The following is a 12,315-nucleotide window of genomic DNA, read 5'->3' on the forward strand; positions in this document are numbered from 1 at the left end:
TAGGCTTCCTCGCCATACTAAAGCGCCTTGGCGAGTTCGTTGCCGCATGCAGTTGCCAGCGCGGTGTTGGGTTGCTCTGTTCCCAACGGTGTTGCCCACCCTGACTTCTCGATAAGAGTACGGCGAGAGTAAGCTGGGGCGGCCTTAAACTCGGCCAGGATGTTCACAACAGCCGGATCGTTTCTTGATTTTTCAAGGCAGTAAGGCGTTAGGGCAAGTGCCACCCCGTCGGACATGTTGGATGCAATCAGGCGCTCAGAAGTGCCGTGCGTGATCCACCCACCGACAGAGAAGCCGATGGCAATTGCAGCAATGGCACCAACCAATGCTCCGCCGAGCGCGGGCTTTAACCATTCAAATTTGTTCATGATGGTATCCGATCTTCAACGATCGAACGCAAATAATTATGCGTTGAATTTTGAGTATAGCACCATTGCGGTCAATTTTCGCGTGAATTTTTGCGAACTTGTAATTTTAAGTTGCTGGCCAGTAGAATGATAAATTTCTGCGTTTATTTGTCATTGGAATAATCACAGATTCTGAAAGTAGGGCGTATGGCGTAACGACCTTTGGGAAATAGCGCGACGCGTGGCCGGATGTTCCGTTGGTGGTGGGGGCGCTCCTTCCCAAGCCATAGAGGAAGTAATAAGGACTCGTTTTAAACGCCACTGTCTCAGATACAAACTCCAGCTTATTGTGCGACCTATTGACCTTACTGGAAAGCGCAGAATTAAAAGCCAATAAGAACCAGACATGAAATTGGCTTTCTAATTTACTGCCGCCTCGCCAACCGCCTGCGCGGAGGAAGCAAATAAAAGCACCCCATATTGGCGAGACGGTTCGAAAGTCGAAACTGCGCGAACCGTTCAGCGCTCGTTGCATTAAACGACAAGCCCCGGAACTGAACAGGGAGCAAATCGCCAGCCATCTCCGAGAACACTCGGTCAAGAAAAACTGGAAACACATTCGGAGGTATACAAGGGTACTAAGGGGCTGGTACCGACACATCGAGCGGTAACGTTCAGCTAGTGTTAGTTGTCGGTGATAGTCTTACTGCCTATTGGTTCGATGGCGGGGCTCTTGTTTTCAAACCGTCAGAAATTTCAACAATCTCACCAATTGGTGGACTTCATGATGGATATCTGACATACCAATCGGAGAGAACATTTTAGCAACATTTGCGATAGAGGCTTAAAGAAATTAATGGCGATTAAGTTTACAAGCACTCCCGACCGTCCTGTAGAACCCAAGACCGGCAAAGCCTCTGGAAAGAATAGCAAATACGCATCGGACAAAAGCCCAGAACTGGATCTCAGGAACGAGAGAAGGTCACCTGAATGACCAAAGCGCGGCTCATTGTCGTTGCGGCCTTCGATCGTAATGATGCCGGTGACTTAGTTTCTGCTTTCGACCCGATGGCCTTTGAAACAGAGGGCCGCGCTTTACGCGCGGCGGCAGAATTGGAAGGGAAGCATATTGGGGTTGTAGCGTGGAGCCGCGAAGCAGATCCTGATATTGGAGAATATGGCCCTCCCGCAATTTTGTTCCAGTATGGCGATATTCCGGATATGGATTAGTGCTCTTTAATTCATGAATAGCCATACATTCGGCTGACCAGGTCTATTTCTCCAAATCGATAGCAAGTCTTGGAGATGTCGGAGAGTGCGCAGGACATGCCTTTATGCTTAATTAGGCTTTGTTGACGAAGTGGATTCCCAAATCAGCGAAAGCATGATTCAAGACTGTCTGTTAGGAGGCGGGATGGCGCGCGACGATTTTAGCGAGCAGGAATGAGTTATGATTGAAGGCTTATCGTCACCTCGACCGTATACTTCATGTTCTGCAGTTGGCTGTCCTTTGCGTGACATGAATGAGCGTTATGGCAAATGGAATTCAATTTATGTTCGATTTTGACGTTACAATTCCGACGCATTGCCACTCGATACGACAACACCAGAAAATCCGTCGAGCCATTCCTCGCTATTAAGGCCGTTAGAATATGGCTGCCACACTTTGTCAGTATGACTTAGTTCTTTTCTATCTTGCTCCATTATTCTTCACACTTGAGTTGATTCTCGCATTCGACGATGCGGCCTGCGGAGGAAAATGCCAAGCTGAAGCGTTTCGTTGCGGCTTTTGACGAGAGGCCTTTAAAACTCATTGCATCAGGCTGAGGCTTTTCATGACTTTGCGCAGTGTTGAAACGCTTTGATAGCCCGCGTCCACGCTTGCCGCCGCCAATGGGACACCTTCGGCCAGCCGACGCATGACATGGGAAGCACGTAGGCGCTGACGCCATTCGATAAAGCTCATGCCCGTTTCCTGGCGAAACTTGCGGGTCATTGTCCGTCGGCTCATGCCCACCTCTTCGGCCCAGTCGTCGATGGTAAGGTCCAGACCCGGATTCCCGAGAAGATTCCGACACAGTTTTCGTAGCTGTTTTTCTGCTGGAAGCGGTACCGTCAGCGGCTGTCTGCCGGCGCAGCGGATTTCGTCCAGAATGAGAGCGGAAAGATGCAGGCCGCGTCCGACTTCGTCATAAAGCAGCGGCTCCTTCGCGAGCGCTTGAATGCTGGCATCGAGCAGTGCGGAGACCTTGAGGACCCGCGTTTCCTCCCACAGGTCGCGCGAAATGTTCTCTTCAACATAGAGCGAGTACATTTCCGTTTCGCCGAACGTTTCCACCGCGTGCGGCAGATCGGGCCCCAGTAACACCGCGTAGCCACTTGGTAGCATGAAGGCGCCTTCTTCGGTTAGCGCCGTCATGTAACCAGTACTCCCATAGAGCAATTGTCCGCGCCGATGACTGTGCCAGCCAAAATTCATGCCGGATTTGTATTCACGCCGCATGACCGCCAGAGGGCGCGGTAAATTCTGATAGTCGATGGCGTGTTTCGGTCGCATGCAAATTTCCGTTTGGCCCAATTTGACTGAAATTGTCATATTTGACGGAAATTGCAGAATTTCGACCCAATTGCAACGGAGTTTGGCCTGACTCCATCAAGGTTGCTGAAATATATTCAGTTGGGTAACGCGTTCATTGATAAGCGCAAATTAGAATTATTCTGAAATTCAAGTTTGCGCAACGCCAAAATCTTTGCATAGCCCGCAGCCATGATAGCCAGCGGGAGAAAATGCCGCTGGCTGGCCGGGCGGCAAGGAGAGCCGAATTGAATACGAGTGGTACTGCGCCCAAACAAGGCACAAAGAACCCACGACGCACGAGCGTCAAATCTCTGCTGGAAACCGCAATTCTTGGTGGCGTGGCTTCCATCGCAATCGCGGCGCCATCCGCAGCGCAGGAAACCGGAATCCTCCGGCTCGACACGATCGAGATAAAGACATCGGATGGAAAAAGCCCGCGTGCTCCTGTAGAAGGCTATGTTGCCGAATACAGCCGTGCCGCAACCAAAAGTGACGCACCGATCCGCGAGACGCCCCAATCTATTTCGGTCGTCACCCGTGACAATATGAATGACCGCGCGGTGCAGTCGGTCAGCGAAGCCATGCTCTACAGCGCCAACGTGAACGCGCAGCGCTATGGCGCCGATGTTCGTTCCGACTATTTTACCGTGCGCGGTTTTCCCGCCGATCTTTACCTGGACGGCCTGCGCGTTCCCCAGATTGCCAGCCAACCGGGTGGTTATTCGGGCTTCGTCGTCGAACCTTATTCTCTGGAAAGCGTGGAAATCCTGCGCGGTCCGAGTTCTGCCCTGTTCGGTCAGAGCAATGTCGGCGGCATCGTCAATATGGTCAGCAAGCAGCCGCAGGCCGAAGCTTCGCGCGAGATTTATCTGCGCGGTGGAAGCTTTGAGCGTAAGGAATTCGGTGCCGATATTACAGGGCCTATCAACAACGATCCACGCTTCACCTATCGTCTGAACGGAATTTTCCGCGATAGCAACACGTCCTACGATCTAGGCAAGAATGATCGTATTGCGATCAATCCCAGTTTTGCCTGGCGGCCGGATGCGGATACCAGTCTTGTGGTTTCCGGCGGCTACCTGAAGGACAATATGGGACAGGCCGGTGTCATAATCCCAGCCTATGGCAGCGTATTGCCAAACCCGACAGGGCAGACGATTTCACGCGACTTTTCCGATGGCGACCCGCGCAATGCGATCTACAAGAAAGAGATCGGTTATGTGGGCTATGATTTCGAGCACCGCTTAAACGACACGTTCACTCTGCGCCAGAATTTTCGCTACTCGCATATGAAGACAGATTACCGCAATCTGTTCACCGGCGTCATCCCGACCAAGGGCTGGGATGGACATACGATTCCCCGCACCAACTATCTGGCCCAGCCCGAACTCGATGCGATGGCCTTCGATACGCAACTGGAGTCGCGTTTTGATACGGGACAGTTGGCTCATACGCTGCTTGTGGGCATCGACCAGCAATGGCAACGTCTCGACAATTATACCGCGTCGGCAAGCGGCCCATCGCAAGACCTTTTCAACCCGACCTATGACCAGCCTGTCGCCGAGCTGTCGCCTACCACACGGCTTTTGCAGAAACAGTACCAGACCGGCATTTATGTTCAGGACCAGATCGAAGCCGGCAAGCTGCGCGTAACGCTGGGTGGCCGCAAGGATTTCGTGAGCATCCGTTCTGAGCAGACCGCACTTTCCTCGGGAAAGACCACGGATTACGAGCAGGACCCCGACAAGTTCACAGGCCGCGTCGGCGTGGCTTATCTGTTCGATTCAGGCTTCGTGCCATATGCCTTGTACTCGACTTCGTTCCTGCCGACATTGACACTCGCCGATATGCCACTCAAACCTACTACCGGCACATTGAAAGAAGTGGGTTTGAAATATGCACCGGAGGGCGAAGATTACACTGTCACAGTTTCGGCTTTCGAGGCTGAGCAGCAGAATGTCGTGAACCGCATCTCCGGTGTCTATTACCAGACTGACGAAGTGCGAGTTCGCGGGATTGAGCTTGAAGGAACCGCACGTCTTTGGGACAGGCTGAACATCACCGGTGCATTGAGCTTCCAGGACCCGGAAGTCAGCGAAAGCCAGAATCTTGCCCAGATCGGCAAATTGCCTTATACGGTGCCAAAGAACCAGCAATCCTTGTTCCTGAGTTATGACATGCCGCTGCCGGGCAATATTGAAGGCAATCTTGTCGTCGGAGGTGGCGTGCGCCGCATCGGAAAGACGGCGGGCGACACGCTCAACACCTTCTACGTGCCGTCCTATACGCTGGTGGATGCGTTTCTGCGTTACGACATCGGCAAATATCATTTGCAGGTCAACGCCTATAATCTTGGTGACAAGAAATATGTGGCTGGCTGCAATTCCACCAGCCAGTGCTATTATGGTCAGGGTCGTTCCATCGTGGCGACGACGAGCGTTCGATGGTAACAGTTTTTTCGCGACGTAATATTCTTGTGGGGGTAGCCTTGGTTACCCTTACAACTGCCGCGCGCGCAGAACCATCAAAAATAGTAACGCTCGAATGGGCGGCGACGGAAATTCTTCTCTCTCTCGGTATTGTCCCAGCGGGTGTTGCCGATCTGGCGGGATATCGCCAATGGGTGAACATCGAGAACGATAAGCTGTCCGCTGCGGTCGATGTCGGAGGACGTCAGCAGCCTAGCCTTGAAGCGCTGATGCGGCTGAAGCCCGACCTTATTGTCACATCCGCATTGCGTCATGGCGCCATTGCCGCCCGTCTCAATGAAATTGCACCAACCATGCTGCTCGATACGCGTTCCGAGAAGTCCGACTTCTATCGCAACATGGAAGCCGGGCTTTCAACCGCTGGCAAAGCAGTCGGGCGGGAGCCGGAAGCTCGTATGGAATGGGCCTCTTTTGAAGGCCGTCTTTCCACCGTGCGGGCGAAGCGCTCTTCGCAGGAAACAAAGATTGTCATCGCGCTGCCATTGCCGGGCGTCGCCCGTTTGCGCATCTTTACGTCCAATTCCGCTGCGATGACGACTCTGACGAAAGCCGGATTTTCACAAGCTGTCGGTCTTGGCATGCAGTCCTTCGGCTTCACGACAATGGGGCTGGAAGATCTCGCCATGCTGAGCCCCGATACGCATCTCTGCCTTCTTGACGATGATCTCCCACGGGAATTGACGGAAAGTGCTCTCTGGCCTGTCCTACCTATGGTCGCGAGCAATCAGATGCACACAATCGGCCCAGATATCTGGCCCTTCGGCTCCACACGGTCGATGTTGCGTCTGCTTGACCGTGTGGAAAGTGCCTTGTCCGCCTAACCGAAGTTATCGCGATTGATGCCGCATCAATAGAATGAACAACGGCGCTCCGATGAAAGCAGTGACGATTCCTGCCGGAATTTCGTGCGGTGCGATAAGCGTTCGTCCAATCATATCCGCGAAGGCAGTGAGAATTGCCCCCATAAGCGCTGTAACCGGCACGAGCTGACGATAGCGGGCACCACTGCACAAACGCGCGGCATGCGGCGCGATCAATCCTACAAAGCCTATTGCACCGACCGTCGCCACTGCACCGGCCACCGCCAGCGAGGCCAAAAGCATCGTCCAGATCCGGGCGGACATCGTATTGAGACCGATGGATTCCGCTTCATCCCGTCCCATCGCCAAAATATCGAACCATCTTGCAAGCATCATGAACAGAGGTATGAGAGCGAGCCAGGGAGCAAGCGCCGCCACATCCTGCCAATTGCGCCCATGCGTGGACCCTGCCAGCCAGGAAAGTGCTTCCGCGACCTGCAATTTGGCTTCAATGACGATGACGGTGCTTACGGCGGAGAGACTGGCGGCAACGGCAATACCGGTCAGCGCAGTACGTTCCGGCGACATGCGCGTCGAGAGCAGCGAAATGACGAGGACCACCAGACATGCCCCCAGGGTCGCAAGAAGAGCGAATAACGGGCTGCCGGGCACGACGCCGATCAAAAGTCCCGCAAGCCCGGCAAGCGCGGCCCCTTGCGACAGTCCCAGCGTCTCAGGACCGGAAAGCGGATTGCGCGTGACGAGCTGAAGCAGCAGACCAGCACAGGCAAGCAACGCTCCCGCCCCCATGGCGATCAACACGCGCGGCAAACGCAGCGCATAGACGGTATCCCAATCGGTCTGCCAACCGGCGACACCGTCACCGAAGAACAAACCAAGCAATAGGGCCACCACCATCAACCCTACGAGAATCGGATAAAGTACTGCTTTCCGCTGAAACTGAACTTTTCCTGAAACGATATTTGCGCGGGAACGTGTTTCGCCCTTGATCCTGCGAAGAACCAGAATCAAGACGGGAGCAGCGAAACAGGCAGGAAGGATTCCGGTGGGAATGATCGTGCCATTGCTGCTCAACAACTGCGCCGCAACATCCGCCGCGAGAAGTGCCACCGCCCCCAAAAGACTTGCAGTTGGTAGCAAAATACCATGTTTGCTGAAGCCCAGAGCCCGCAGGAAATTCGGAACGGCGAGACCAATAAATCCAATAGGCCCGGCGATGGAGACAGCCGCACCGGAAAGAACAACCGTAATCAACAACCCGACGATGGCCGGCGCTTTTCCCAGCCCCAGTCCCGAGGCCATATCATTTCCGAGCGCCATTACATCGAATTGCCGTCCCAAAAGGGTAAGCAGGAGTATTCCGCCAATGATCGCGGGTGCCAGCGGAACAATCTTGGTCCAACCGGACTGTTCCAGAAGACCTGAAGACCACAGAAGAACGCCCGATGCCCGATCGTCGGCCATCAACACAATCGCCGATGAAAGTGCCGACAAAGCCAATGAGATTGCCACCCCTGCGAGCGCAAGCCTGACCGGTTGTGCACGCAATCCGCCCCCCACCAGGAGGCAAAGGCCTCCACTAATAGCCCCACCAAGGATGGTCGCGAGAAAGCCCGGAAAAGCGAACGGAAGCAACAGACTGACGACAATGAGAGCCAGTTGTGCACCGCTGGTCACAGCCAGTATGTCAGGTGCGGCAAGAGGATTACGCAACACCGTCTGCATGACCACGCCCGCAGTTGCAAGTGCGGCACCAACCAGAACAGCGGCGAAAGCCCGAGGCAGACGGATGGTTTCAATAATGATCTGCGCCAGCGACTGGGGCCGCGATGGCGCCTGCAAAGCGTCGGACAGAGCGACGTTACCACTGCCGACAACGAGTTCGGCGATAACCAGCCCCAGCAGAAGCATCGACGCCAGTATAAACAAACCGACAACATAGGTTCTGGGCTTGGCGGCTTCCGCGACGACATCCCGTGAGGTCATATCGCAGCCTGATCGTGATCATTGATAATCCACCGTGGCAGACAGAAGGAGATCGGCAGAACAGGATGGGCGATAACCTCCATGTCGAACTCAAAGGCTTCCTTGAGATGTTGTTTCGTCAGGACACTTTGCGGTTCGCCCAAGGCCATAAGCTGCCCCTTGCGCATCAGAATGACATCGTCAGCCAACTCAATTACCTGATTGAGATCGTGAAGTACGGTTATGATGGTGAGGTTACGCTCCGTGTTGAGTTTTTTGAGAAGTGTAAGCAGTTCCGACTGATGCCGGATATCGAGAAAGTTTGTCGGCTCATCAAGGAAGAGTACTGAAGGGTTTTGCGCCAGAGCAAGAGCCACCCAGGCGCGCTGCCGTTCGCCGCCCGACAACGAAGCGACCTGCCGGTGGCGAAGTTTTTCGAGGCCGACCTGTGTAATCGACTGCGCGATTATAGCCCGATCTGTCTGCCCCAGACGCGAGAGCAACCCACGGTGAGGATGGCGACCATTTTCAACGAGTTCCTCGACCGTAAGACCCGCAGGAACTTCAGGCATCTGCCCCAGTACCGCGACCTTTCTGGCAAGTTCGTTGCGGCGCATGCCGCTGATTTCACGTCCCTCAAAAAGCACCTTGCCCCGTGAAGGCTTTTGCAGACGCGCCATGCAACGCAACAATGTGCTTTTTCCAGAGCCGTTGGCGCCACATATCGCAGTTATCCGGCCGGAGCTGACGGAAGCACTAACAGATGTCAGCGCAGGCGAACCGTCATAATCAACAGATAAATCGTTCACCTGAATGACCGCCGGCTTCGTCTCCATTTTCGAATTCTGTTCCGGCAAGGTTCACGCAGCTTTCATTGAAACTAGAAAGATTTGAAATAATAACAATTCTTGACTGAGGCAAGCGACTTTCGAAAGCCTCCGCGTAACGCCTGAGCAATTGCCGGACGTTGGTTGGATCTCATTTTGTACCCAACTGGAGTTGTTCGCGATGATGCGAACGGAGATTGGAGCAAGCCGGTCTTTGCTAGGTGTCGATCATTGCATTTGCAGCTATAGGCAACGTTGCAGAGCCTCCTCTTAGAAAACTGCGGAAACATTGGGAAAAAGCTGCCCTTCGCTGGATCGTGAATCCGCGACTCTCTGCTTCTAATGGAAGGTGATTGAAACTGTTGCCGCTGCAGGAGGCATTGGAGAGCTCCCGTGCACTCAGCCCGGTCCCGCAATAAGGTTGGATTTGTTCGAGGGCACTGAAAAAGCCCTCAGTCTATCCCTGATTTGGAGGAGATGAACAGAACAACTGGAGGAGTGCTGTCCATCTCCGCAGTCAAAGCCCGTCTGGTCGCAGTTCTATCCGGGTACGGCCGGGAAGAGTCTGAACTGATGGGGTGGATGCCCCCTCCGGTCGGCATCGGAGTATGATGCCTGCCCAGCGCCATGGTGGCGCTCATGGAGGAAAGGCAGATGACACAGGTGCATATCCTTGCGATCGACCTCGCGAAGCGGAGCTTCCAAGTCTGTGGAACGGATCGCGGCGGGGCGTGTGTGGATGCCCCCGGTTTGGCAAGAAGATTTTTTGACGGTAGTCCGCGAAACGAGGAATTCTATCGGTCGTGTGTCAGGCCTCTCGATGTGGCCTGATTAGCCACGGGCCGGGATGCTGTTCGAAGAACAGGGACCACATCGGTTCAGTTCAGAGAGCTTTGTGCTCGAGCGCCGGGACTGGTTTACCCCATTCTGAACATTGAAGTCCTTTCCGCATCGTTCCGTCAGTCGATCTTCCCACCGGAGCTTTTGGCCCCAGGCATCACCGCATCACCTTTCGAGAAAGGCAGCAGATTACGCCATTCTGTAATTCTGCTCCTTGGTCATCATTGCCCATATGATACGCGCCATCTTGTTGGCGAGCGCGACAGCCGCCACCATCCGAGGCTTTCGTCCAAGAATTGCTCCAAGCCAGTTGTCCGGTAACACGCCCTTGCGCACTATCCAGCGGATCAGGCTCATGGCTCCGACGATGAGGAGCTTTCGGATATCGGCCTGCCCCATCTTGCTGACACCGCCCAGTCTTGTCTTGCCACCCGTTGAGTGCTGCCTGGGCACAAGGCCGAGCCAAGCAGCAAAGTTCCGGCCGCTCTTGAATGCACGAAGATCGGGAGCAAACGCGAGGATCGCGCCGGCGGTTACGGGGCCGATGCCGGGAACGGTGCAAAGTCGACGCATATCTTCATTCGCCTTGGTAGCTTCTCGAAGCTTCAGCATCAGCCCATCGATCTTCTCGGTCAGCAGCCCGATCTGGTCCAGGTAGAGCTGACCAATCTCTCTGACTCCATCAGGGAGATCATTTGTCTGATCGGCCAGAATACCTACCACCGTAGTGAGATTGGCTGGTCCTTGAGCAACGACGATTCCAAATTCGCCGAGGTGCCCGCGCAACGCATTGATGAGCTGGGTGCGCTGGCGCACGAAGCACTGGTGCGTTCGAAACGCCACCGCACGCGCCTGATGTTCAGCGCTCTTGACCTCGACATAATGCATGTTCGGTCGCTGTGCAGCCTCCGCGATCGCCGCTGCATCGGCTGCGTCGTTCTTCTGCCGTTTGACAAACGGCTTCACGTAGATCGGTGGAATTAGCCGTACATTATGGCCACAGCCTTGAGCAAAGCGGCCCCAGAAATGGCTGGTGGCACAGGCCTCCATCGCGACGATACACGGCGACTGCTCGTTCAAAAGTTGCTGTAATCGGGCTCGCGAGAGAAGCCGGTTGAATAGAACCGCCCCGCCGCGATCCGTTCCACAGACTTGGAAGCTCCGCTTCGCGAGGTCGATCGCAAGGATATGCACCTGTGTCATCTGCCTTTCCTCCATGAGCGCCACCATGGCGCTGGGCAGGCATCATACTCCGATGCCGACCGGAGGGGGCATCCACCCCATCAGTTCAGCATGAATTCACACCATCTTCAACATTGAGAAGCTCAATTTTGAGAGAACGAATTGCTCATTAGACAAAAGCAAACATCACCGCAGATACTGCTGAAGATTGGCGTCTTAACTTGATCCGAGCACCTCCATATCTAGCGTCGTGAGCCGTTGCGGATCGGCGATGGCTTCGATGCCGACGATCCACCCCTGTTCGACAATGATTGCCAATGCGACCAGCAGTTTGCCCTTCGGCGCGACCAGGACACCGACGGCACCATTGATGAGTGCGGGACTGGCGTTGCGGGCGCGGCCCTTGAAGGCGGTGGCAACCTGTTCTGCGCCACGCAGATCCGTCACAGCATTGAGACGCGCCGCCGCATCGTCGGCATGGAAAACCACATTGGGATCAAGCACGGCGAGCAGGCCGGAGAAGTTGCCTCCGCGTGACGCAGCCAAGAAAGCTTCGACGACCTTGCGCTGTTGACTCCGACTGGCCGAGGGGACTTCCTCGTTGCCTTGCACGCACCGCCGTGCCCGGCTCGCCAATTGTCCGGCGGAGACTGGTGAGCGTTGGACGATCGTCCCGATATCGTCGAAGGAAATGTCGAACATATCGTGAAGCACGTAGGCGATACGCTCTGCCGGTCCCAGTTTCTCGAGCACGACCATCATGGCCAAACCGACCGCATCAGCGATGGCCATTTCCTGATGTGGGTCGATGCTGGCGATTGCCATCACCGGTTCCGGCGCGTCACGGTCCAGACTCTCCTCCCGCCGGGCTTTGCGTTGACGCAGCATGTCGAGGCACACTCGCGCCAGCACAGTTGTCAGCCAACCGCCAAGATTTTCTACCCCTTGCGTATTGGAGCGCGCCAACCTCAGCCAACTGACCGCCATTTCAGGCACCGCAGGTTATTTCGCGGGAATCGGCCTTCCGGTTCCAACCGTTACGGCCGTTATCGTCGGTCTGATAGAATTTGTCGGCGGCCTTGCAATTCTCGTTGGCTTTCAGACCCGCATTGCTGCGGCCATTGTCGGTCTCTTCACCATTGGCGCGACACTTGTTGCCCATATGGACTTCTCGCAAGGCATGAATGCGATGATGGCTCAGAAGAACCTCGCAATTGCCGGCGGCCTCTTCATCCTCGCCCTGCACGGCGCAGGTTCGCTTTCGAT

10 protein-coding genes are annotated in these 12,315 nt (G+C 54.9%); 4 read left to right on the forward strand and 6 right to left on the reverse strand.

All coding sequences use genetic code 11. From position 1 onward, the window contains the following. Nucleotides 1-17: 17 nt before the first annotated feature. Nucleotides 18-368, reverse strand: a complete 351-nt coding sequence (locus FIB18_RS22370; protein ID WP_140022885.1) for a hypothetical protein — start codon at nt 366-368, stop codon at nt 18-20. 969 nt (nt 369-1,337) lie between these two features. Here FIB18_RS22370 and FIB18_RS22375 point away from each other — a divergent pair. Next, on the forward strand, nt 1,338-1,577 hold the full coding sequence (locus tag FIB18_RS22375) for a hypothetical protein (protein WP_140022888.1): 240 nt from the start codon (nt 1,338-1,340) through the stop codon (nt 1,575-1,577). 580 nt (nt 1,578-2,157) lie between these two features. Here FIB18_RS22375 and FIB18_RS22380 read toward each other — a convergent pair. Continuing rightward, the gene (locus FIB18_RS22380) at nt 2,158-2,904 is read right to left on the reverse strand and encodes an AraC family transcriptional regulator (RefSeq protein WP_140022890.1); all 747 of its coding nucleotides are present in this window, start codon (nt 2,902-2,904) and stop codon (nt 2,158-2,160) included. A 230-nt stretch (nt 2,905-3,134) separates the two neighbouring features. Between FIB18_RS22380 and FIB18_RS22385 the strand changes: the two genes are divergently transcribed. Continuing rightward, the gene (locus FIB18_RS22385; protein WP_140022892.1) at nt 3,135-5,375 is read left to right on the forward strand and encodes a TonB-dependent siderophore receptor; all 2,241 of its coding nucleotides are present in this window, start codon (nt 3,135-3,137) and stop codon (nt 5,373-5,375) included. Between the two features lie 38 nt (nt 5,376-5,413). Then, the gene (locus tag FIB18_RS22390) at nt 5,414-6,235 is read left to right on the forward strand and encodes an ABC transporter substrate-binding protein (protein ID WP_235894952.1); all 822 of its coding nucleotides are present in this window, start codon (nt 5,414-5,416) and stop codon (nt 6,233-6,235) included. Nucleotides 6,236-6,241: 6 nt separating this feature from the next. On the opposite strand, the gene FIB18_RS22395 is transcribed toward FIB18_RS22390, so the two are convergent. The 4 genes from FIB18_RS22395 to FIB18_RS22410 form a co-directional block, all read right to left on the reverse strand. Then, on the reverse strand, nt 6,242-8,221 hold the full coding sequence (locus tag FIB18_RS22395) for an iron ABC transporter permease (RefSeq protein WP_140022896.1): 1,980 nt from the start codon (nt 8,219-8,221) through the stop codon (nt 6,242-6,244). Then, the gene (locus FIB18_RS22400; protein WP_140022898.1) at nt 8,218-9,036 is read right to left on the reverse strand and encodes an ABC transporter ATP-binding protein; all 819 of its coding nucleotides are present in this window, start codon (nt 9,034-9,036) and stop codon (nt 8,218-8,220) included. The genes FIB18_RS22395 and FIB18_RS22400 overlap by 4 nt, the downstream gene beginning before the upstream one ends. A 1,020-nt stretch (nt 9,037-10,056) precedes the next feature. Beyond that, a complete protein-coding gene (locus FIB18_RS22405) occupies nt 10,057-11,070 on the reverse strand; it encodes an IS110 family RNA-guided transposase (protein WP_140022900.1) in 1,014 nt (337 codons plus the stop codon). Between the two features lie 195 nt (nt 11,071-11,265). Continuing rightward, the gene (locus FIB18_RS22410) at nt 11,266-11,937 is read right to left on the reverse strand and encodes a sigma-70 family RNA polymerase sigma factor family protein (RefSeq protein WP_140022902.1); all 672 of its coding nucleotides are present in this window, start codon (nt 11,935-11,937) and stop codon (nt 11,266-11,268) included. Between FIB18_RS22410 and FIB18_RS22415 the strand changes: the two genes are divergently transcribed. Continuing rightward, on the forward strand, nt 11,936-12,315 hold a 380-nt coding region (locus tag FIB18_RS22415; protein WP_140022904.1), incomplete at its 3' end, for a DoxX family protein. The two genes, FIB18_RS22410 and FIB18_RS22415, sit on opposite strands and share 2 nt — an antisense overlap.

Source organism: Brucella pecoris (assembly GCF_006376675.1).
GTDB lineage: Bacteria > Pseudomonadota > Alphaproteobacteria > Rhizobiales > Rhizobiaceae > Brucella > Brucella pecoris.

Excerpts from the sequence above, each read along its gene's own strand:
- FIB18_RS22375 (WP_140022888.1), top strand. The coding sequence starts at position 1,338 with ATGACCAAAGCGCGGCTCATTGTCGTTGCGGCCTTCGATCGTAATGAT.
- FIB18_RS22400 (WP_140022898.1), bottom strand. The coding sequence starts at position 9,036 with ATGGAGACGAAGCCGGCGGTCATTCAGGTGAACGATTTATCTGTTGAT.
- FIB18_RS22405 (WP_140022900.1), bottom strand. The coding sequence starts at position 11,070 with ATGACACAGGTGCATATCCTTGCGATCGACCTCGCGAAGCGGAGCTTC.
- FIB18_RS22385 (WP_140022892.1), top strand. The coding sequence starts at position 3,135 with ATGCCGCTGGCTGGCCGGGCGGCAAGGAGAGCCGAATTGAATACGAGT.
- FIB18_RS22410 (WP_140022902.1), bottom strand. The coding sequence starts at position 11,937 with ATGCTGCGTCAACGCAAAGCCCGGCGGGAGGAGAGTCTGGACCGTGAC.
- FIB18_RS22395 (WP_140022896.1), bottom strand. The coding sequence starts at position 8,221 with ATGACCTCACGGGATGTCGTCGCGGAAGCCGCCAAGCCCAGAACCTAT.
- FIB18_RS22380 (WP_140022890.1), bottom strand. The coding sequence starts at position 2,904 with ATGCGACCGAAACACGCCATCGACTATCAGAATTTACCGCGCCCTCTG.
- FIB18_RS22370 (WP_140022885.1), bottom strand. The coding sequence starts at position 368 with ATGAACAAATTTGAATGGTTAAAGCCCGCGCTCGGCGGAGCATTGGTT.